The organism is Paenibacillus sp. IITD108, from assembly GCF_036541265.1.
GTDB lineage: Bacteria > Bacillota > Bacilli > Paenibacillales > Paenibacillaceae > Pristimantibacillus.
On sequence record NZ_JAZHCT010000031.1, the window covers coordinates 1 to 22,808 of the forward strand.

Consider the following 22,808-nt stretch of genomic DNA (forward strand, 5'->3'; position numbering starts at 1 on the left):
GGGATGAATAGGGCATTTCACTCGTTGTTCAGTTTTCAAAGAACAAATGGTACGCTTGGAACCAAGTAAAACTCGGTTGTTTCAGCGTGTGCACCGCGTTGTCTCAGCGGCGACTTTTATAATATATCACAGGCGCCTAATATAATGCAAGTGTTTTTTTAAAAAGATTTCTATACTATTTTTTCCTGCTTCTTTCTGCAGCTGTTTGATTCGAAACAATGCGCCCGTATGATTTATTTACCCCGTTCATTCGCCTCTGAAACAGCTGTCTCGCAATCCAGGCAAACAAAAAGCAAATACAAGCAATTATGAAGTCTTGTATCTGCTTTAATTGATGCACAGCATTATAATTCAACGGCTTGTCTAATCCCTTATGCTTCAGCTTAATATACTTTTGCCGCTTTATATTTACTGCTATCCTTTATCATCGAAGCCTTTTTGTTTACTTTCAACAAGCTAGCATCCACTGTAGTATCAATAATGACCCACTTCCCATTCAAATACACTTCATTCCAAGCATGATACACTTTCACATAGCTGCTCTCCCCCATTACAAGCTTCGTCGGAATCTGCTGACTGCGCAGCATCGCCGCAAATAACGAGGCATAACCATAGCAAATATCCTTTTTCAATTTAAGCGTACGGTCAATATCTGGAAGATAATCGTTGGACACATCAGCTGCAAGTTTGCTGTCATACTTAATTGTTTTATATACGAAATTATAGATAGCCCTAACCTTCTCCTCATTTGTATTCATATTTTTAGTTAATTCCTTAGCTTTAATGACTGCAGCACTCTCGCTTGTCCAATAAATATTTTGAATAGAATTTAAAAAGACAGCATTGCTGGATTTTAGTTTCAATGTTACTTCCTTATTGGCAACTCTTTTATAACTGTTGCCCGACACATGCTCAAGCACATAAACAATATACTTTCCATTACCCATCTGCAGTGGAAAGCTTTCCTTTTTTTTGCTGCCAGACAACGTATAAGTGTACCGGTCATTCCCTTTAACAATCATCAGCTTCGTTTTTATATTTTTCTGTACGGGATAAGAAATAAAAATGATACCTTGAGACAACTGCGAGCTATCCAGCCACTTCGATACCTGCGCCTCTACCCCTGCACCTCCAATTAATACGGCCAGCAAGCTCATCGTTACAAGCAGCATTACCCACTTGATCATCCGCATGAACAAACTCTCCTTTCGTTAGCTAGGCTGCCATCTATGGAAATAGTGAAGGCCCTTTAGCTTTGCGTCCCAATCTTTCGACTGGTTTGCCATTATTGGTCAAGCCTGGTACTACATCTTATTAAAAAAAGCTTGTTTTGCTATAAGCTCATCCCAATTCCAATGGATGCCTAAACCTATTTTCATACTTAATAAAACAAAAATAAACGGCTCCGCCGTCCTTTGGACAGGCGCGTTTACCGATGAATGATAAGAACAAGTTTATAGAAAAAACTTATAAGTTCTTATAACTCAAAAAAGAGCCTGGCAATATGCCAAGCTCGAGCTTGTTAAAAAGTATAAAATGAAGAAAAGACAAGTACTCATAGGAGCTAACTAAGTACATTTTGTCAGACTGTTGAAAAAGCTATACAGCGGCTTAATAGTCTACAAAACGGACCTAGAGCGGAACTCGAGATGCTTTCATTTTTTAACGAAGCCTGAATACGTTATTCCGCATATAATGCCCCTTTTGAAATTCTAATGCATAACAGAGACGCTATCTGTGAACAAATGGTCATTTTGGCAGCGTTTTATACGCAATAAGCACGCTACGATTCGTTACATTTTCAAAACAAGCTTTTTCGGTGTAATAACGCTACTAGGGGGACAGTCGATTAATTGTAGATAAGCAATCGAAAGGGGTGCCACTGCGATCAAGATTGGATTCCGACCGCTGTTGTAGTCCAATTTTTTTGATGAAATAACCCCTGTAAAGGATAAAATTGGCCTACAAAGGCGGACGCTACCGCTTCTCCATTCCCATTCTTGCTCTCCGTTTCCCCTTTCTTTTTGCTTGTCAATTTCAACAGTAAGGAGCTTGGCAATAAGCCAAGCTCCTTCTCTGTCGATGCATATAGTTGCATTTCTTCCTTTATTCTGCTCCGCGGTTATCTCTCATATGAGGGAATAACAACACATCGCGGATAGACGGCGCATCCGTCAGCAGCATGACCAGTCGATCGACTCCAATGCCTAAACCACCTGTTGGCGGCATGCCATACTCAAGCGCTTGAATGAAATCATCATCCATATCATGCGCTTCATCGTTACCGTGCTCACGCTCAAGCAATTGAGCTTCAAAGCGTTGACGCTGATCAATAGGATCGTTCAACTCCGTAAATGCATTAGCATGCTCGCGTGCAACAATAAATAACTCAAAACGGTCTGTAAAACGAGGATCCTCTGCATTTTTCTTCGCAAGCGGCGAAATTTCTACAGGATGACCTGTTACAAACGTCGGCTGAATTAAAGTATGCTCTGCATGGGTTTCAAAGAAAGCGTTCAGAATATGGCCAAATGTCATATGCGGCTCAACTGGAACCTTGTGATCCCTTGCCAGCTGATGTGCTTCTTCGTCGCTCATATGCACACTAAAGTCTACGCCTGTCACTTCCTTAACCAGGTCTACCATAGATACTCGTCTCCACTGAGGAGTGAGATCAATCTCCTGTCCTTGGTATTGAATTTTCATCGTACCATGAACCTCTTGTGCAATATGAGCAATTAAATTCTCCGTCAGGTTCATAATATCCTTGTAATCAGCGTAAGCTTCGTACAGCTCAATCATCGTGAACTCTGGATTATGGCGGGTAGAAATCCCTTCATTCCGGTATACCCGACCGATTTCATACACCTTTTCTAATCCGCCTACGATTAGACGCTTCAGATGAAGCTCGATCGCGATACGCATGAACAGCTGCATATCGAGCGCATTATGATGCGTTATAAATGGACGTGCCGCAGCACCGCCTGCTATAGCATGCAGCGTCGGAGTTTCTACTTCCAAGTAGCCGAGTGAATCCAAATAACGTCTCATTGATTGAATAATACGAGAACGGGTAATAAATGTTTTTTGAACATCCGGATTTACAATCAAATCAACGTAGCGCTGACGATAGCGCAGCTCTACATCCTTTAACCCGTGATGCTTGTCCGGCAATGGAAGAAGCGACTTCGTCAATACGTCGAGGTCTAGTGCTTTGACTGATACCTCGCCGGTATTTGTTTTGAAAACAACGCCGTGCACGCCGACTATGTCTCCGATATCAAGCATGTCGAACGCATCGAATTTATTTTCCGCTACTGTATCCTTGCGCACATAGATTTGAATGCGTCCGCTCAAATCCTGAATATGAGCAAAGCTCGCCTTACCCATGCCGCGCTTTTGCATAATCCGGCCTGCAATACTTACTTTAACAGCTTGCTCTGCCAGTTCCTCTTTGCCTACTGACTCGTATTCCCGCACGATTTGCTCCGCATTATGAGTTCGCTCAAATCGGCCGCCGAACGGATCAACACCTAACGCTCTAAGCTCGTCCAGTTTGTCTCTGCGAATCTGAAGCAGCTCGCTTAGCTCTTGTTCATTGTTATCATGTTCCACTACATTCATCTCCTTGACACTTCCGGCATCGCCATTGAAGCACGATCACTCGTTCTTTTTGGGGAGATGCCGTTTCTTCGAAATTATAAGAGCTTTGTAAACTTTCTACCCAACGCTCTTATAATTGTAGCACAAACGGCTTATGCCGCCTTGTAGGGCGGCAGGAGCTCGCTCAGCGGTTATATGCTCGCCAGGATTTCTGTCAGCTCACATTGTCAAAAAGCTTCCTTGTAAGGAAGCTTTTTATAATCGCCATTAGCATACCTTATTTTTTAATATCAATAATCTTATACTGAATAATACCAGCAGGCACATTCACTTCAACTATGGTATCCTTCTTCTTGCCCAGGATTGCCTTGCCAACCGGACTTTCATTGGAAATTCTGTTTTTCAGCGGATCGGACTCAGCTGTTCCGACTATAGCATATTCCATCGTATCGCCAAATTCCAAATCCTCTACGGTAACGATAGAGCCAATGCTCACTGTATCAATATCAATCTCGTCATTGTTAATAATGCGAGCATTGCGGAGCATCTTCTCTAGTGTAATAATACGGCCTTCGATGAAAGCCTGCTCGTTCTTAGCGTCCTCATACTCTGAGTTTTCACTGATGTCGCCATAACCAATTGCTATTTTGATACGCTCGGCCACTTCACGACGTTTGACCGATTTTAAATTTTCCAACTCTTCTTCCAGTTTTTTTAATCCGTCCTGAGTCAGAATGATTTGCTTATCGTTCATCTTTCCGATTCTCCTGTCGTGTGAACTTTTTTCATACTTTGTATGAATTCACTATTACTTAATATATTGCCTTTAAATTGGCATCATACCTGCGAGCAGTAAATCTGCTCTCATGTTGTTTGTTGATTATATTGCACGATTATATGGCAAGTGCCCCCCATATGTCAATCTAAGCCAACACAACTATTGAAACCGTTTCATTCAGGTGTGACAAATCGAACACACTTGAAAGCGGCTATTGTCGACGGGTGTCGAATAACCGCTTTTTTTGACTTTTTATTTATGTTGAAGGCGATTTTGTATAAGCGCTCAGGCTGCTATTTTAAAATACAGGAAACGTCAAAGCCATTCTCCTTAATTAACTGCAGCTGCACTTTGCTCCTCGGCCTCTTCCAAAGAACGAATATAGTCTTCCAAAATTGCTACCAAGCGATCGCGGCCAGTCTCCTCCATAATGACATCCTTTACACGAGCGCCGCCAGACAACCCTTTCAAATACCATGCCAAATGCTTGCGCATCTCACGTACCGCAATATGTTCATTACGAAGTGCAATCAAACGGTCCAAATGGAGAATGGCAACCTTCATCTTCTCGCGCGGTGTTGGATCGTCAAGCAATTCGCCAGTGCCTAAATACTGAATGGTACGATACAGCATCCACGGATTGCCAAGCGCTCCGCGGCCAATCATTACACCATCACAGCCTGTATGCTCGAGCAGGCGCTTCGCATCCTCAGGTGAGAATACATCGCCGTTGCCAATCACCGGGATAGAAACTGCTTCCTTGACGTCTCTAATAATATCCCAGTTTGCTTTGCCTGTATAAAGCTGCTCTCTGGTCCGGCCATGCACGCTGACAGCCTTGCCACCGGCACGCTCAACAGCCTGGGCATTCTGAACAGCATAAATATGCTGATCATCCCAGCCGATGCGCATTTTAACGGTAACTGGCTTTTCAACAGCATCCACTACAGCGGATACCATCTCATAAATTTTGTTCGGATCAAGCAGCCATCTCGCACCTGCATCGCATTTAGTCACCTTAGGAACGGGGCAGCCCATATTGATATCAATAATGTCTGCATTCGTTTGCTTGTCTACGACTTTTGCAGCCTCAACAAGCGATTCGCGGTCTCCGCCGAATATTTGCAAGCTAAGCGGCTTCTCGCGCTCGTCTACATACAGCATTTCCATCGTGCGCTTGTTTCCATGCAAGATAGCCTTGTCACTTACCATCTCGGCACATACAAGACCCGTTCCGAATTCTTTTGCAATTAAACGAAAAGCTGGGTTGCACACGCCGGCCATCGGCGCAAGCACTACTCTATTCTTCATTTCGATGTCACCGATTTTCAGCATGTCGCTCCTACTCCTCCTTAATCGACATTAATTCTTCGTAACTAATTCCTAATGTTTTGGCAATATGATTAAGCAGCTTTGGATCGTTTTTACGCGTTCCGCGCTCTAGCGAGCCTAGAACGGCTACTGAGACACCAAGCTCCTTTGCTAATTCCAATTGGGTATAGCCTTTTAGCTTGCGAAATGCCCGGACTCGCTGTGCCAATTGATGGTTTTCCATAAAGTGATGCCTTCCTTTCCTGACTGAAGCGCCGCTTGAGACAAAGATGCAACCTGCTCTTGCAGCAGATGCGAATCTGCGATCACATCATGCAGCGGTACAAGAACAAACGGCCTATCCATCATACGAGGATGCGGCAGCATCAATTCTTCTTGGTCCATTATGACATTATCATACAGGAGCAAGTCGAGGTCAATGGTTCTTGGTCCCCAGCGCTGCTTCCTTATTCTTCCCAGCTGCAGCTCCAGCTTTAACAAGCTTCTAAGCAGCAAGATGGGAGACAGGCAGGTGGAAACTGAAATAACCATATTCAAAAAAGCCGGCTGATCCACATAACCGACCGGATCGGTTTCATACATATGAGACACTTTCAACACTTGTATACCTTCATGTGCATGAATCATTTCTATAGCCTGCTGGAGTAATCCAGCGCGATCACCGATATTGGAACCAAGGGCGATATACGCCTCTTGAATTGTTTGCTCAGCCGGGTAATCCATGTCAAGACTCATTGCCGCTCCGCCTTCTGCTTCTATTAAGTTCAATTGTGACTCCGTCAAAAAACACCTCAAAAGGCGGATTTGGTTTTGTCACTCGAACGGTTACTTCATGTACCATAGTATAAACTTCAAGCACGCGGGATGCAACGCTGCTGGCCAGCGCCTCAATCAGTTTAAATGGAGGTCCCTCAACAACGGCTTTTATATGCTTGTACACCTCTGCATAGTTTACAGTAGCTTCCAGATCATCGCTTTGGCCCGCACGCTCCAAATCCAGCCTCATCTCTAAATCTATGATATAATGCTGGCCAAGCTTGTTTTCCTCCGGATAAACGCCATGATACCCATAAAAGCGCATACCCTTCATTTGCATGTTATCCATCATTTCTTCTCCCTTCTATCTGCGCAAACGAGGCGCTTCCGTTTCTCCAGTCCAATCATGATTTTTGACAGTCTGCCAGCTACGGCTTAACTGTGCCATACAGCATCGCATCTGTCATTGTAACGGCACGCTTTACCGCGCCAACATCATGAACCCTAACAAGCTGACAGCCTTGGGCCGCGCCAAGCACTACCGTCGCACAAGTGCCTTCAACAACCTCGCTGGCCGGCAGCGCTAACGTATTTTGAATAAATCTTTTACGGGAAGTGCCCAGCAGTACAGGGTAGCCCAGCTCGACTATCTTATAAAGATGGCGCATAACTTCCAAATTATCTTCATAGGTTTTTGCAAAGCCAATGCCAGGGTCCAGCCAGATGTTATTCTCTTCTATACCCGCTTGACGTGCCAAATCCACACTTTCTTGCAAATCGGCAAGCAGATCGGGCATTAAAGCGTTGTAATTCCGTTCTTTCCGGTTATGTGAAATGATAATCGGGCAATTGTATTGCGCTGCTGCCTTGGCCATGTCAGGGTCATGTTTTAAGCCCCAAATATCATTTATAATATGAGCGCCTGCCTTCAATGCCGCTCTTGCCGTTTCAGCCTTATAAGTATCTATAGATAACGGAATATGCGGCAGCTCCTCGCGCAAAGCAACAACCACCGGGATGATTCTGCTTATCTCTTCCTCGGCGCTGACAAATGCCGCTCCTGGACGCGTTGACTCACCGCCGATATCAAGCAAATCGGCGCCTGCCTGAACCATTTGACAGGCATGCTTAACCGCTTCCTCAACCGCTAAATATCGCCCGCCATCCGAGAAAGAATCCGGTGTCGCATTCAATATCCCCATAACTAGCGTCCGTTTGCCGATCTCAAGCCCAGCTCCCTTATCCCACTTATAGCTTCGATATATCGGCTTTGCGTTGCTTATAGAAAACATTAATACCATACCTCCTTATCCTGTGCCGCACAGTAATTTTCAGCTAGCACCGACACACATTTTGCGATTATCCAATAATGTTTTTCTTCGTATCAGCCTGATAGGCTTCTTGAAGCTGCTTTGTTATATAGCCTGTACAACCTTCACTTACTTTAAAGCTTTGCCCGGCTGTATCTGTCAGTAAAGTAACGGGAACTATTTCTTGAATCGAGTTCGTCATAAAAACCTCGTCAGCTTCAATAAGCTCTTGCCAAGAAAACATGCCTTCTGCGCAATTCAATCCAGCCTCGCCGGCCAGCTCAAGCACCCGCCCGCGCGTAATGCCAGGCAAAATGCCGGTTGCAATGGAAGGTGTGCAGAGCGCCCTATTCTTTACAAAAAACAGATTGCTGACAATTCCTTCAGCCAAATATCCCGCTTCCGTCAGCATAAGACCTTCTACTCCATTGACGTGTACCGGTTTGGGCGGAAGATGAGCATCTTGGCGCTTCAGCCCTTCAAGCTCACGCTTGGCTATTATATTATTCATGTAATGAAGGGATTTAAAACGAATGGAGCCTTCCGGCGTATTCCTTTTAGTCGCTAACAAACGCAGCTCGCGGCCTTCGGTATGAGCAGCACCGCTGCTTGTGCCAGGTAATGATTTAACTAGCAACAAAACAGTAGGCTGCTTATAATCATCAACAGGAAGGCCCAGCTCCCCTTCGCCGGCACTTACCGTAAGACGCACATAGCCGTCTTGCAGTTGATTGGCCATGAGCAATTGATGAACCCAGGCTTCCACTTCATGCCCTGACATCGTAAAAGGAATGCCGAGCTGCTGGCATCCGCTGTTCATCCTTCGCAAATGACAGTTTAACAAGTAAGGCTTGCCGCCGTAGGTTCGAAAGGTCTCAAATAAGCCTATACCGTACAAAAAGCCGTGATCATAAACCGAGATCACAGCTTCACGCGCATCAACGACCGTTCCATTAAGGCCAACCTTCATCGAACAGCTTCCTTCTGGGCAATAAAATTGCGAAGCAGAGTCAGTCCATTTTCCGAAATGATTGACTCCGGATGGAATTGGACACCCTCTATTCTATATTCCTTATGTCGAAGCCCCATTATTTCCCCTTCAGTCGTCTCCGCGCTTATTTCCAAACAATCAGGAAGCGTTTCTCTGCGAACGATCAAGGAGTGATAGCGAGTTGCTGTAAATGGAGAAGGGATAGAATCAAATATACTTTTTCCGTCATGCAGAATTGGAGATGTTTTACCATGCATCAAGCGCTCTGCCCGTACAACCTCAGCTCCAAACGCTTGGCCGATCGACTGATGTCCCAGGCAAACGCCAAATATCGGAATAATGCCTTTAAACCTCTCAATCAATGCCAAGCTGATGCCCGCCTCATTAGGCGAACAAGGTCCCGGCGATATAAGGATATGATCAGGAGCCAGCTGCTCAATGCCTGCCAAGTCAATTTCATCATTGCGCTTTACGATAATATCCTCGCCCAGCTCTCCCAAATATTGCACCAAATTGTACGTAAAAGAATCATAATTATCAATTACAAGTATCATTGTAATTTCTCCCTTCGACTATTCTGCCTGCGGCAGCTGCGCTATACTCTACTCTGCTACACTGTTATGCAATTTCTTGAACTGCTCGCTATATTGAATAGCTTTCCATAATGCTTTTGCTTTGCTTAAAGATTCATAGTATTCGCGCTCCGGATCGGAATCAATTACGATCCCGGCACCAGCTTGTATATGGGCATTGCTGCCCTGCAGCACCATTGTGCGAATAATAATATTAAATTCCATATCGCCGTTGTAGTCAATCCAGCCCATAGAGCCAGTATAAGGACCGCGCCGTACAGGCTCCAGCTCTTCTATAATTTCCATCGTTCTTATTTTGGGAGCGCCTGTAATAGTTCCTCCTGGAAATTTGGCTGCGATGACATCAAAGGCATCCTTCCCTTCGGCAAGCCTTCCTTCAACCTGAGAAACCAGATGCATTACATGCGAATAACGCTCTATAACCATCAGTTCTTTAACGTGGACACTGCCATAAGCCGATATTCGCCCCAGGTCATTACGCTCCAGATCAACCAGCATAACATGCTCGGCATTTTCCTTTTCATTGCCTGCGAGCTCCTCAGCAAGCCGTGCATCCTCTTCCTCACTCCGTCCTCTGCGGCGAGTGCCAGCAATGGGGCGGGCAGCTAATCGGCCGTCTACAAGCTCAACAAGCAGCTCTGGCGAGCCGGATACAAGCTGGAACTCCGGACAACGCAAAAAACCCATATAAGGAGAGGGATTCACTAAACGCAGCCATTCATAAAGCTCCTCAGGCGATACCTTTATTGGTTTGCTTTGACGCAAGGACAAATTAACCTGGAACACATCGCCTTGACCAATATAGCGTTGAATTGCCCGTACCGCATCTTCATAGCTTGCTTTTGCAAAAGGCGTGCTCATGCCTGTCAATTGATCATGCTCCTCATGCATCGATTGCTCATCGATAAGAGCCATACGCTGCTGACGGCGTTCCTGGGCCAGAGACTGTTCAGCATGGAACTGTTCGACCCAATATTGCGCCATATTTTCTACAGTATGGAACGCCTTATCATAGATGCTGTGCAATTCCTGTTCATCCGCATCGTCATCAACATAGCTTTGATAAATGCAGTATACCTTTTGCTGTTCATGATCAATTGCCCATATCTGGTTCATGCGCATAAACAAATAATCCGGCACAGCCAAATCATCCTGCGCGATGACCGGCAGCTTCTCAATCGTGCGAGCTACATCATAGCCCCAAAAGCCCATACAGCCCCCGGACCACTTCGGGCCGCCGGGCAGCCTTGGTGAACGATAAGGCCTTAACCAGGCTCTAACAACATCGAGCGGCTTTCCCTCCCAGCGTTTTTCATCCTTTTTATGGCTGTTCAGCTCTAATGAAGTTGCAGATAATCCTTTGCCTTGAATAACGCTTGAAGGCTGAAGGCCTAGATACGTATAGCGTCCTGTTTTGCCGCTCTCCAGAACAAATGCATATGGCGAGGCATCGCGCCAAATTTCCTCCCATGAGGATACATTTCGCGCGCCGTCCAGCTCCAACGGTATTTCCTTGCATAGCGGAAACATCGTATACTTTTTCTCTGTACTTTCATTCCGCCACTCTTTCCACTGCTCTAAGCTCGTCAACATGACTTGATATCCCCCGATCAACAGCACTATTTCGCCTAGTATACAAAATAAATGCATCACCGTAAATGAATCCATGTTTAAACCGTTCATTGTAATTGACTCTGCCATTATACCGCGCGCCAGCCAATATGAAAATGCCCTCCATTCTCACGAATGGAAGGCTGGCAATCCTATACTTATACTTTTTATTATTTTAATAACAGCTGCTGCAATTAGTTTTCAAAGTTAAACAAAGGCGTGCTCAGGTAGCGTTCCCCGTTGCTCGGAACAATAGCAACTACACGTTTGCCTTTGCCCAGCTTCTTAGCTACCTGTAATGCAGCATAAATAGCTGCGCCCGAAGAAATTCCGCATAGAATGCCTTCTTCTTTCGCTGCACGGCGTGCATATTCAAATGCGTCTTCGTTATCGATCGTAATAACTTCATCGTAAATATCACGATTCAATATTTCAGGAATAAAGTTTGCACCGATTCCTTGAATTTTATGCGGGCCAGGCGATCCGCCAGACAATATTGGTGAAGCAGCAGGCTCAACTGCAATTATTTTGATATCAGGGAAGTGTTTCTTAAGAACCTCTCCAGTACCAGAAATTGTCCCTCCAGTACCGATGCCTGCCACAAAAGCGTCAAGCTTGCCATCGTGGGCTTGAATTGCTTCCACGATTTCAGGTCCTGTCGTTTCACGGTGAACTTTAACATTCGCTTGGTTTTTAAATTGCTGCGGCAAGAAGTAGGACGGATTTTCCTTTACCAGCTCCTCAGCCTTGCGAACCGCACCATTCATCCCTTCGGATCCAGGGGTAAGGACAAGCTCAGCACCATAAGCGCGCAGCAAATTGCGGCGTTCAATACTCATAGTCTCAGGCATAACGAGAATCGCTCTATAGCCCTTGGCAGCTGCAACCAGCGCAAGCCCGATCCCTGTATTTCCGCTAGTAGGCTCAATAATAGTATCTCCCGGCTTGATCAGCCCTTCCTGTTCAGCAACTTCAATCATACTAATTGCAATACGATCCTTTACGCTCGCTCCAGGATTTTGATATTCAAGCTTAACATAAATTTCAGCGCTGTCTTCCGGTACTAAACGATTAAGGCGTACCAATGGTGTATCTCCGATAAGATCAGTAACACTCTGCACAAGTCTAGCCATAATAGTGATTTCCTCCTTATTCCCACTTGAATAGTCGGTTTTGGTTAATACCATATTATCAATGTCACAGTTCTGTTGTCAATAGCTTATTGCGCTTAAACTTCCCAATTTTTCCAATGCTTTAAGCTTTATTTAACAACCAGAGCATCGTATTTTTGCAAAAGCTCATCTTCTATTTTATTTTGCGGCTTAGATCGCTGCAGCGCAAGCTGTCTGCGTGCCTCCGCCTGCTGCTTGGACCTTGGCATTTCATCTGTAACGGTACGCCCCAGCAGCTGTACAATAACATAACCGTCATCTGTTTCCAATGGACCTACTATTTCGGAAGGATTAAGCTTGCTAGCCTCTTGCAGCATCTTTTTATTATAAAATGGGTCCGTTGCATCGATCAGCCCCAGATCCCCGCCATATTCAGCTGTAAAATGATCGTTGGAATATTGCACAGCGAGCTCGGCAAATGATTCTCCACTCTCCAGCATGCTCATCAGATCATTTGATTTCTCCAATGTCTCAGTTACTATCCAGCGCAAATGCAGCTGCTGAGTAGGCTGAAACAGCTCCGGATGGTCATCAATATATTTAGTGACCTCGGCGCTGCTTACATCTACCATAGCTATCGTAATTTTCTCGAGAAGAAGCCTATATTTGGCATCGTTGAACAGATGCTGCCTGGACATGCCAAGCTGCTCCTTCATGACAGAATAAAATTGCTGCTCATTATCATATCCTGCCATCCATCTCGCAATTTCTTCCTCAACTTCTGCTGCAGTAACCTCAATTCCGAGCGAGACAGCTTCCATATCCAGCGCTTTACGAACCATAAGCGTCCGCAAGGCAGCATCCCCATACTGTTCATATAAATCATCAATTAGTTGCTCATATAAAATATTCTCGCCGCCAACGGACGCGATAATCTTCTGCTTCTCTTCTCCAGTATCTTCTATCTTGTCCTGAGGTACAGGTTCTATTTGCTCTCCTGAATCGGTCGGCTGAACAGGCCACAGCTTGACAATTACAAATCCTGTGAGTGCGATCATACAAATAGCTTGTACGATCACTACAACTTTCAGCAACTCGAATTTCTTCATTACACCTGCGCCTCCGGTTATTGTATCGGCTTCGGTTTGGCCTGATCGAGCAAATTCTCAAGCTGATTTCGATCTAATTTGTAAGCCGTATTGCAGAACTGGCAAACGACCTCCGCTTTTCCGTCCTCTTCAATAATTTGCTGCATTTCGCTTTCGCCTAGGCTGATTAATGTTTGCTCCACTCTTTCTAAGGAGCACAAGCACTTAAAGGTAATATCCATCGTGTCATGAATAACCAGATCATCACCCACAATCCAGCGCAGCAAGCTTTCCGGCGTCTCTCCCTGATCTAGTAAAGCCGTTACTGGAGGCAGTGTGCCGATTGCATTTTCGAGACGGGTTATTTCCTCATCGGTCAAGCCGGGAAGCAGCTGCACGATAAAGCCTCCTGAATGGATGACAGAGTTGTCTGTATCAACTAATACACCGAGCCCTACAGCTGACGGCGTTTGCTCAGACACTGCAAAATAATAAGTAAAATCCTCGCCCAGCTCGCCTGAAATAATCGGAATGCTTCCTTTGTATGGCTCCTTCATGCCCAAATCTTTAATGACATGTATATGTCCCGTGCGGCCTACAGCTCCAGCGACATCAAGCTTCCCTTTGTCATTACTGGCCAGCTGCACATGAGGATGCGATACATATCCGCGCACTTCGCCATCAGCGTTGGCATCAACCACGATTTGACCGATAGGACCGTCGCCCTTAACTTGAATAGTCAGCTTCTCTTGTCCTTTAAGCATAGCGCCCATAATGGCGCCTGCCGTCAAAGTGCGTCCGAACGCTGCGGTAGCTGTAGGATAAGTATCATGCTGCTGACGCAAAAGCTCAACCAGCTTCGTCGTACGTGCCGCAAACACGCGGATTTTGCCATCCCATGCCGTGCCGCGCACAAGAATATCATTCAACTGCTCTGTCATTCCTATCCCTCCCGATTGCGTTCATATATGATACGAAGACCTTCCAACGTCAAAAGAGGGTCTACTAGCGAAATTGTTTCTGATTCTCCGGCAATAAGCTCAGCCATGCCGCCTGTAGCAACAACGCGCGGAGTTACTTTAAATTCTGCTTTTATGCGATTAACTATACCATCAACCTGCCCTGCATAGCCATATATAATACCTGCTTGCATCGATGTGACTGGATTGCGGCCTATTACACTCTTCGGCTTGACAAGCTCGATACGGGGAAGCTTAGCAGCGCGCTGGTATAGCGCCTCTGTAGATATGCCGATGCCCGGAACAATAGCTCCGCCCAAATAATCTCCACTTGCATCGATGAAATCGAATGTTGTTGCTGTTCCGAAATCTATAACGATAAGAGGCGCCCCATACTTCACAATGCCTGCTACCGAAGTTACAATACGGTCTGCTCCGACCTCGCGCGGGTTTTCATATCGGATGTTTAGACCCGTCTTTACGCCTGGACCGACAATCATCGGCGGCATGCCCAAATATTTGTGGCATAGGCGCTCAAGAGTCGGCATTAATGGCGGCACAACTGAGGAAATAATAACACCCTCCAGCTGTTTCAAATCAACGCCGGCATACTGAAATAAATTATGAATGGTCATGCCGTATTCATCTACAGTTGCTGAACGATTCGTGCTGAGCCGCCAGTGCTGCAATAATTCTTTACCATTGTATATTCCTACAACGATATTCGTATTGCCTACATCAAGAACCAGAATCATCTAGCGGCTCCACCTTTCTTCTCGTTTAGATCCAAGCTAATATCAAGCGATTGGAAAGAATACGTTAAATTTCCTACCGATATAACATCGACGCCGCTTTGTGCAATAGCATAAATCGTCGACAGCGTTACGCCGCCCGATGCTTCTACGATAATATGAGGCGCCTTTTGTTTAATATAAGCAACTGCTTCCTTCATATTCTCAGGGCTCATATTGTCCAGCATAATAATGTCAGCGCCGCATGCTGCCGCTTCTTCTACTTGCTCCATGGACTCCGCTTCCACTTCAATCTTCATCGTATGCGGAATTTGCCGGCGGGCAGCTTGAACAGCAGCTGTAATGCCGCCTGCTCCTTTAATATGATTATCCTTAATCATAACCGCATCATACAGTCCAAAGCGATGGTTAGCGCCGCCGCCTACTCGGACAGCATATTTCTCCAAGCTGCGATGGCCCGGCGTCGTTTTTCTAGTATCCACCAGCCTTACAGGGAGGCCTTGCAGCTCATTCACATAAGCTCTTGTTTTGGTTGCAATGCCGGACAGTCTCTGCATAAGGTTCAAGGCAAGCCGCTCGCCTGTCAGCAGGCTGTGTGTGCTGCCTTCCACTTCTGCGATAATAGTCCCCTTGGCAACCTCCATACCATCCTGAACGAACGGTTGGAATTTCAAGCTGTCATCAACCATTTCAAAAACGAGCTGGGCGATTGAAACGCCTGCTATAATGCCGGCTTCCTTGGCATGGATGACAGCCTTGGATTGCGAGCCTGCCGGGATTGTTGATTGCGTCGTAATATCTCCGCTGCCAACATCTTCCGCCAGCCAGCAGCGAATTTGATTGCGAAGCTCCGTATTATAACCATTAGTCAGTGTATTAAACATATTCAATTCGCTCCTCGGTCATCCCATGCTCGCGATGCAGCACCGAATGTTTTCTCCAGCGCACATCATCCCGATTCGGAAAATCCTCTCGATAATGGGCGCCTCTGCTTTCCTCTCTATGCAATGCCGATTGGGCAGTTAGCAGCGCGCAGGTCAACAGATTAGCAAACTCATATTCCTCACGTTCCGATAACAAGGAATAAAAAATAGGCAGCTGACGCTTCAGCTCTTCGATTCCTTTTTCCAGCCCTTGCTTGCTGCGCATTAATCCAACATATCTGACCATCACCTTCTGCAGCTTTAGTCTACGTTCTACCACCGGTTGCATGGACGGACTTGTTCGATTTAAGGAAATCGTGCTGCGCGACGCTGAAGTGAGAGCAGGAAGCTCATTTATGCGCTTTACAATTCTTCTGCCAAACACAATCGCTTCTGATAACGAATTGCTGGCAAGCCGGTTGGCGCCATGAACACCGGTCGATGATACTTCCCCGCAAGCAAATAGTCGCTTAATATTAGTTTCGCCATTAAGATCGGTTTTCACCCCGCCCATCATATAATGCATGGCAGGTGCTACAGGTATCCAATCCGACGTTAAATCCAAGCCGTACTTTAAGCAATACTCATAAATAGTTGGAAAACGGTGCTTGATCATCGCTTCCGATTCATGTGTAATATCCAAATAAACAAATGTCGATTTGGTAAGCTCCATTTCGGTTACGATCGCCCTCGCCACAATATCACGCGGCGCAAGCTCCAATAGCTCATGGTAGCGTTCCATAAACCGCTCGCCTTTTATATTGCGCAGAATAGCGCCTTCCCCGCGAACAGCTTCTGAAATAAGAAAGCGAGGAGCTCCAGGATAGCAAAGCGCCGTCGGATGAAATTGAATAAACTCTGCATCCTGTATATACGCGCCAGCTCTATAAGCCATGGCAACGCCATCGCCAGTAGCCACCTCTGGATTTGTTGTGTAACGATATAATTGTCCTGCCCCGCCGGAGCATAATATGGTCGCTTTGCCGCGCACAAACAGCCTGCTGCCATCTTCCTTTTGCACAATCGCCCCGCAGCACTCATTATCTTCAGTTACAAGATCGATCACAAAATGATCATCCCATACTTCAATGTTTGAGTTGGCCATTGCCGTCTGCGAAAGCGCACGCACAATCTCGAAGCCGGTTGCATCCCCGTTAGCGTGTAAAATCCGGCGCTGGCTATGCGCGCCTTCCTTCGTCAAAGCAAATTCGCCATTTTCCAAATCAAACTGGGTTCCCATATTGACAAGGCTGCGAACACCTTTCGGTCCTTCATGCACCAATACATCAACGGCTTCTTCAGAACATAGTCCTGCGCCTGCAATGAGCGTATCCTGCAAATGGTACTCCGGGGAATCCTCAGCCGAAATAACAGCGGCAATTCCGCCTTGGGCATAGCGTGTGTTGCTGTCCATTAATGATTTTTTAGTAATCATGAGTACGGAATGCTGCTCGCTCGCTCTTATAGCGGTAAAAAGACCGGCAATGCCGGCCCCTATTACAATTACATCCTTATCCACAACTGGCAGCTTTTCCAGTTCGGTGTCTGTTAAATATCTAGGAATCATATTTATTCCTCCAGGTACGAATGGGAATGGCTGCTATTTGACTAGCAGCATGCGCTCCAAGGATTGTCTTGCTTGGTCCGCAATGTGAGGCGGCACATAAATTTGAGGCTGCATTGTCTCTAAGCATTTTACAAGCTTTTTGAGATTATTGACCTTCATATTCGGACATACCAAATATTTTGAAGCAAAGTGGAATGTCTTGTCAGGGCTGTCAAGGCGCAGCTGATAGCCTGTTCCATCCTCCGTACCTACAATAAACTCCTTAGCATCCGATTCCTTGCAATATTTCAGAATAGCTGTTGTACTGCCCACAAAATCACCGAGTGCTACAACTTCCGGACGGCATTCTGGATGCACGACGAACTGTGCATTTGGATATTTCACTTTCATCTCTTCTACATCTTTAACGGTAAGCATATCGTGAGTGTTGCAATAGCCTTCCCAAATAATCATTTTTTTGTCCGTATTTTGCTGGACATAATGACCAAGGTTTTTATCAGGCACCCAAATGATTTCATCGCTTTCAACAGAGTTCACTACTTTAACTGCATTGGCAGATGTGCAGCAAATGTCTGTTTCGGCCTTAATTTCTGCAGATGAATTAATATACGTGACGACCTTGGCATTTGGATGCTGAGCCTTAAGCTTACGCAGGCCATCGACGTTAACCATATCCGCCATAGGGCAGCCCGCTCGCTCATCTGGAATAATAACCGTCTTATTAGGAGCAAGAATCTTGGCGCTCTCCCCCATGAAATGCACACCACAAAATACGATAACATCCGCATCCGTTTCTGCAGCTTTTTGAGCTAGCAAAAAGGAATCACCACGAAAATCAGCTACTGCTTGAATTTCATCACGTTGGTAATAGTGAGCAAGAATAATGGCATTCCGCTCTTTTTTCAGCTGAAGCAAACGCTCCGTTAATTCACGATTTTGTTCTGCTTTTCGCTCCATTGCCAATGCTTCCACAATAGACCCTCTCCTCTGTATGAAGGACGAGACTTTATCCCGTTCCGTTATTCAAGCAGCGACCTTGTGAAAAGTTGCACAAAGTCACCAAGCCGCTGACCTGTAATCATTTACTCATGTGAAGTTTTCAAAATAATTGGATTAAAACTTAATGTACACTTGCCTGCGTAGTCTGTCAATGGATGTGAGGTCATTTTTTCGACACAATTAATATTTCTTTTCCACAGTGCCTAAGAGAGGGGCCGAATTCGCTTTCGATTCCCAAATATTACATAAAAAAGAAGACCCCCGTATATCGGAGGCCTTCTTAATCCTATTATTGTTTGTCAGGATCATCAGAAGGATCACGTTGTCCATCTTGACTCGGAGGCGCTGGCTGATCTTCCCCATCACGAGGCTGGATACGAACCTTAACATCTCCAATCTCATCGATAATCGGTTCAGCAGTTGATACTGCCGGACTTTCACTGGAAGCACCTTCAGTTGCCTCACTAGTAAGTGTACCGTTCTCGATAAGTGATTTAATTTGATCCATCTCAAGTGTTTCTTCAGAAAGCAATGTATTTGCAATGAGATGCATTTCTTTGCTTTTCTCTTGAAGAAGCTTTCTCGCACGATCATAACATTCGTTAATAATCGTTTGCATTTCTTGGTCAATTTCGTATGCAATTTGATCGGAATAATTCTGCTCATGGCCGATATCGCGTCCAAGGAATACTTGGCCTTGTGAGCTTCCGAATTGCATAGGGCCAAGCTTGTCGCTCATACCATATTCCATAATCATGCTGCGAACGATGCCTGTAGCTTGCTTGAAGTCGCTGTATGCTCCTGTGCCAATTTCACCGATAAATATTTCCTCAGCTACCCGGCCAGCCAGCAAGCCAGTAACCTTATCAAGCAGCTCCTGCTTCGTTACAAGCATGCGATCTTCCTTCGGTAGCATGATTACGTATCCGCCTGCGCGTCCACGCGGGATAATAGTAACTTTATGAACCATATCCGCATGCTCCAAGAAAAATCCTGCAATCGTATGACCCGCCTCATGATACGCAACGATACGCTTCTCGCGGTCGCTGATGACACGGCTCTTCTTTTCTGTACCTACAATAATGCGGTCAATCGCATCGTCAACCTCAACCATTGCGATATCCTTCTTGTTGCGTCTTGCAGCTAGAAGCGCTGCTTCATTCAGCAGATTTTCGAGGTCTGCGCCGCTAAAGCCTGTTGTACGCTTAGCAATTACATCGAGCTTCACGTCACCATCAAGCGGTTTGTTGCGGGCATGTACCTTCAATACCGCTTCGCGGCCCTTCACGTCAGGACGGTCAACCGTAATTTGACGGTCAAAGCGGCCTGGACGCAGCAATGCCGGGTCCAAAATGTCCGGACGGTTTGTTGCCGCTACGATAATAATACCTTCGTTCGCGCCGAAACCATCCATCTCGACAAGCAATTGGTTAAGCGTCTGCTCGCGCTCATCATGGCCGCCGCCAAGACCTGCGCCGCGCTGACGGCCTACAGCATCAATCTCATCGATAAATATAATACATGGCGCATTCTTCTTGGCATTCTCGAACAAGTCGCGAACACGAGAAGCACCGACACCAACAAACATTTCAACAAAATCAGAACCGGAGATGCTGAAGAACGGCACCCCTGCCTCGCCTGCAACTGCGCGCGCCAGCAATGTTTTACCTGTACCAGGAGGACCTACAAGCAGTACCCCTTTAGGTATGCGAGCGCCAACTAAATTGAATTTGCGCGGGTCTTTAAGGAAGTCAACTACTTCTACAAGCTCTTGCTTCTCTTCATCCGCTCCTGCTACATCCTCAAATGTAACACGTTTCTTCTCTTCGTTATACAAGCGCGCACGGCTCTTGCCAAAGTTCATCACCTTGCCGCCGCCGCCCTGTGCTTGATTCATCAGGAAGAAGAATAAAACAAAAATCAAAATAAACGGAATGATAGAGGTTAGGAACGTTAGCCAGAAGCTTGGGCGGTCCATTTCCTTATAGTTGACCTGGAACTGGTACTGATCTTCCCATTCCATAATTTTCTCGCCAGCTTCAACCCCAACTCTAGACGTAAACTTCTCGCTGTCCACCCCTGATGGCTTCTGTTTATATTTACCCTCAACATAATAAGTCTGATTCTCAAATTTCACCGTTAGTTCTGCGACATTGCCTGATTCAACAGCATTTTTCAGCTCATCATATCGCAACGGAGCAGAAGAATCACCCTGTCCGCTTAGAACTTGAAATATTCCTACGGTAACCAAAAAGATGATCAAATAAAAACCAGTATTTCGGATGATCCGATTCATCCCCTACCTCCTCTCAGACGCCTTTAAATATTCTACCATAGCATGACTTTCCATAACAATAGAGGCTGTTTCGGATGAACATGTACGGTAATGCATCGATTATTTTTCGTAAACTTCCGGCTTTAATATACCGATGTATGGAAGGTTACGGTATTTCTCTGCAAAGTCTAAGCCGTAGCCGACTACAAACTCATCTGGCAAAGTAAAGCCTTTGTAATCAGGCTCCAGATCCACCGTACGGCGGGCAGGCTTGTCAAACAGAGCGGCTACAGTTACCGATCTGGCATTGCGACGCTCTAGCACATCAATTAAATAGCTAAGCGTTAGGCCGCTGTCAATGATATCTTCGACAATAATGACATCTCGTCCTTCTACAGACACATCCAAATCCTTAATAATTTTTACTACGCCGGATGATTTTGTAGATTGACCGTAGCTTGATACCGCCATAAAATCAATTTCAAGCGGCACAGAAATAGATTTAACAAGATCAGACATAAAAATAAAGGCACCTTTGAGAACACAAATAACGAGCGGATTACGCCCGTTGAAATCCTTGCTTAGCTGCTGCCCCATCTCTCGGACCTTAGCTTGAATTTGTTCCTCGCTGTACAGTACAGCTTTAATATCCTTTTGCAACGTTTAAATCCCCCTACACTTGCTTAAAGTTAAATAATTCTGCCTACTCCTGCTTAGCTCGCATGATGATGATTTCCCTCGTATCCGGATTTGTCAAAGCAATATTCGATCGCCGTATACCAGGTATCCACAGCAAGCGCCCTCCGCTTTCACAAAGAAGCGGATAAGTCATTCGCTTAAGCGGTGCAATTTTTGCATCAACGAACATATCTTGCACTTTTTTTGATCCCTTTAATCCTAAAACCTGCATTCTGTCTCCCGGCCTGCGATTGCGCAGCTCCAGCGGAAATATTAGCTGCTCTGCATCGAAGCACGCCTCGTACCGGGAACTCGGCATAACCGCCAAATGGGCTGAAATTACCTCCAGTTCCATTGTCCAGCCTCCTGGAAGAGAATAAACACTCCCAGCTGCCTCGGAAATCGTAATGGAATAGGAACGCTCTTCTTGCTCCACTAGAGATTGGGGGCTATAAAGCCAGCGAAGATAATCGTACTCTCGTCTAACTTGAATATGTAGTCCCGCATCCAAACGATTTGTGCTTGGTCCATCAGATGCAGCAAGCATTCTCATTGAATCGATGCGTTCAAACGAAAAGCTGTCTGACTCTTTTGAAAGATAACTTAATATTAGTTTAATCAATCTCCTTTGTAAAGCGACATGAAGCTTGGCGAGTTCATCAACGCGTATAATGCACTGATCCTGCTTCACTTCGACCAGCTGCTCGAATGCTTTTTGCGTCTGCTGCTGCATCCAATCATCCTCCTCACCGGCAACCTCGGCAATACGCTGCAAGGAGGAGGACAGCTGCGGATTGTACTGCATCAAATAAGGAAGCACATCCAGCCTAACTTGATTGCGAAAATAATGCTTTTGCAAATTACTGCTATCTATGTAATAGGGTACCTGGTGCTGCTGGCAATAATCAATGATGTCCGTTTTATTCATACGCAGCAATGGACGAATCAATGACACTGTTTTATCATTTCTTTTGCTTGGAATGCCAGCAAGTCCCGTAAGCCCCGCTCCTCTTATCAATCGCATCATTACAGTCTCAGCTTGATCATCAGCATGATGAGCAAGCGCGATGCTGTTTGCGCAGTAGCGATCTGCTATTATATGCAAAAATTCGTATCTTTTCTCGCGTGCTGCTGCCTGGGAGTTTAAATTGTTTTCTTCTATATAAGAGGGCATTGATAATTGTACAGCTTCAAAAGGCAGCTTCAGCTGTTCAGAATATTGTGCTACGGCAGCTTGCTCGATAGCCGATTCTTCTGGACGATAGCCATGGTTAACATGAGCGACAACAAGCTGCAGCTGCTGCTGCTCGGCTACCGAATACAGCATATGAAGCAGCGCCATTGAATCTGGACCGCCTGAAACAGCTGCAACAATAGTATGACCAGCCTGCCACATTTGCTTCTCTGCCGCAAATTGCAGCATTTCATGTTGTAGGTTCAATTATCTCGCCCCTGTCATCCTGCTTAAATTTAGTGGGATA

Annotated in this window: 22 protein-coding genes and 1 riboswitch; all 22 genes read right to left on the bottom strand. The window is 45.7% G+C overall.

The features are described from left to right. Positions 1-383: 383 nt before the first annotated feature. The 22 genes from V1L65_RS21925 to tilS all read right to left on the bottom strand — a co-directional run bounded on the left by V1L65_RS21925 (position 384) and on the right by tilS (position 22,768). The gene (locus V1L65_RS21925) at positions 384-1,193 is read right to left on the bottom strand and encodes a transglutaminase-like domain-containing protein (protein WP_331701393.1); all 810 of its coding nucleotides are present in this window, start codon (positions 1,191-1,193) and stop codon (positions 384-386) included. A gap of 14 nt (positions 1,194-1,207) precedes the next feature. Then, positions 1,208-1,294, bottom strand: a riboswitch (cyclic di-GMP riboswitch). 594 nt (positions 1,295-1,888) lie between these two features. Beyond that, positions 1,889-2,098, bottom strand: coding sequence for a hypothetical protein (locus V1L65_RS21930; protein WP_331701394.1), 210 nt, complete (start codon positions 2,096-2,098; stop codon positions 1,889-1,891). Positions 2,099-2,106: 8 nt separating this feature from the next. Continuing rightward, a complete protein-coding gene (lysS, locus tag V1L65_RS21935) occupies positions 2,107-3,615 on the bottom strand; it encodes a lysine--tRNA ligase (protein WP_432505803.1) in 1,509 nt (502 codons plus the stop codon). Between the two features lie 265 nt (positions 3,616-3,880). After that, positions 3,881-4,357, bottom strand: a complete 477-nt coding sequence (greA, locus tag V1L65_RS21940; RefSeq protein WP_331701396.1) for a transcription elongation factor GreA — start codon at positions 4,355-4,357, stop codon at positions 3,881-3,883. Between the two features lie 354 nt (positions 4,358-4,711). Next, positions 4,712-5,716 (bottom strand): tRNA dihydrouridine synthase DusB, encoded by a 1,005-nt coding sequence (dusB, locus tag V1L65_RS21945; RefSeq protein WP_331701397.1) that lies wholly within the window; start codon positions 5,714-5,716, stop codon positions 4,712-4,714. Positions 5,717-5,723: 7 nt separating this feature from the next. Continuing rightward, positions 5,724-5,936: a helix-turn-helix domain-containing protein gene (locus V1L65_RS21950; protein ID WP_331701398.1), complete on the bottom strand. Its 213-nt coding sequence runs from the start codon at positions 5,934-5,936 to the stop codon at positions 5,724-5,726. Continuing rightward, positions 5,888-6,448, bottom strand: coding sequence for a 2-amino-4-hydroxy-6-hydroxymethyldihydropteridine diphosphokinase (gene folK, locus V1L65_RS21955; protein ID WP_331701399.1), 561 nt, complete (start codon positions 6,446-6,448; stop codon positions 5,888-5,890). Before folK ends, V1L65_RS21950 begins: the two co-directional genes overlap by 49 nt. Next, positions 6,438-6,818 carry a dihydroneopterin aldolase gene (gene folB / locus V1L65_RS21960; RefSeq protein ID WP_331701453.1) on the bottom strand — a complete coding sequence of 127 codons (381 nt, stop codon included), beginning with the start codon at positions 6,816-6,818 and terminating at the stop codon, positions 6,438-6,440. Before folB ends, folK begins: the two co-directional genes overlap by 11 nt. A gap of 79 nt (positions 6,819-6,897) precedes the next feature. Beyond that, positions 6,898-7,761 (bottom strand): dihydropteroate synthase, encoded by an 864-nt coding sequence (folP, locus tag V1L65_RS21965; RefSeq protein WP_331701400.1) that lies wholly within the window; start codon positions 7,759-7,761, stop codon positions 6,898-6,900. Between the two features lie 67 nt (positions 7,762-7,828). Then, positions 7,829-8,749: an aminodeoxychorismate lyase gene (gene pabC, locus V1L65_RS21970; RefSeq protein WP_331701401.1), complete on the bottom strand. Its 921-nt coding sequence runs from the start codon at positions 8,747-8,749 to the stop codon at positions 7,829-7,831. Further along, positions 8,746-9,324 (bottom strand): aminodeoxychorismate/anthranilate synthase component II, encoded by a 579-nt coding sequence (gene pabA, locus V1L65_RS21975; protein WP_331701402.1) that lies wholly within the window; start codon positions 9,322-9,324, stop codon positions 8,746-8,748. Before pabA ends, pabC begins: the two co-directional genes overlap by 4 nt. Positions 9,325-9,372: 48 nt before the next feature. Beyond that, the gene (locus V1L65_RS21980) at positions 9,373-10,956 is read right to left on the bottom strand and encodes an anthranilate synthase component I family protein (RefSeq protein WP_331701454.1); all 1,584 of its coding nucleotides are present in this window, start codon (positions 10,954-10,956) and stop codon (positions 9,373-9,375) included. 212 nt (positions 10,957-11,168) lie between these two features. Next, positions 11,169-12,107, bottom strand: a complete 939-nt coding sequence (gene cysK, locus V1L65_RS21985; protein WP_331701403.1) for a cysteine synthase A — start codon at positions 12,105-12,107, stop codon at positions 11,169-11,171. A 128-nt stretch (positions 12,108-12,235) separates the two neighbouring features. Beyond that, complete coding sequence (locus V1L65_RS21990; protein WP_331701404.1) at positions 12,236-13,195, bottom strand: peptidylprolyl isomerase; 960 nt, start codon at positions 13,193-13,195, stop codon at positions 12,236-12,238. A 17-nt stretch (positions 13,196-13,212) separates the two neighbouring features. Continuing rightward, positions 13,213-14,115, bottom strand: coding sequence for an Hsp33 family molecular chaperone HslO (gene hslO / locus V1L65_RS21995; protein WP_331701405.1), 903 nt, complete (start codon positions 14,113-14,115; stop codon positions 13,213-13,215). Between the two features lie 2 nt (positions 14,116-14,117). Further along, positions 14,118-14,888 carry a type III pantothenate kinase gene (locus V1L65_RS22000; protein ID WP_331701406.1) on the bottom strand — a complete coding sequence of 257 codons (771 nt, stop codon included), beginning with the start codon at positions 14,886-14,888 and terminating at the stop codon, positions 14,118-14,120. Next, positions 14,885-15,769, bottom strand: coding sequence for a carboxylating nicotinate-nucleotide diphosphorylase (gene nadC / locus V1L65_RS22005; protein WP_331701407.1), 885 nt, complete (start codon positions 15,767-15,769; stop codon positions 14,885-14,887). The genes V1L65_RS22000 and nadC overlap by 4 nt, the downstream gene beginning before the upstream one ends. Next, positions 15,762-17,375, bottom strand: a complete 1,614-nt coding sequence (gene nadB / locus V1L65_RS22010; protein ID WP_331701408.1) for an L-aspartate oxidase — start codon at positions 17,373-17,375, stop codon at positions 15,762-15,764. Before nadB ends, nadC begins: the two co-directional genes overlap by 8 nt. A 33-nt stretch (positions 17,376-17,408) precedes the next feature. Further along, on the bottom strand, positions 17,409-18,347 hold the full coding sequence (nadA, locus tag V1L65_RS22015; protein ID WP_331701409.1) for a quinolinate synthase NadA: 939 nt from the start codon (positions 18,345-18,347) through the stop codon (positions 17,409-17,411). A gap of 316 nt (positions 18,348-18,663) precedes the next feature. After that, complete coding sequence (ftsH, locus tag V1L65_RS22020; RefSeq protein ID WP_331701410.1) at positions 18,664-20,670, bottom strand: ATP-dependent zinc metalloprotease FtsH; 2,007 nt, start codon at positions 20,668-20,670, stop codon at positions 18,664-18,666. Between the two features lie 99 nt (positions 20,671-20,769). Next, positions 20,770-21,309, bottom strand: a complete 540-nt coding sequence (gene hpt, locus V1L65_RS22025; protein WP_331701411.1) for a hypoxanthine phosphoribosyltransferase — start codon at positions 21,307-21,309, stop codon at positions 20,770-20,772. Between the two features lie 43 nt (positions 21,310-21,352). Next, positions 21,353-22,768, bottom strand: a complete 1,416-nt coding sequence (gene tilS / locus V1L65_RS22030) for a tRNA lysidine(34) synthetase TilS (RefSeq protein ID WP_331701412.1) — start codon at positions 22,766-22,768, stop codon at positions 21,353-21,355. Positions 22,769-22,808: the final 40 nt, after the last annotated feature.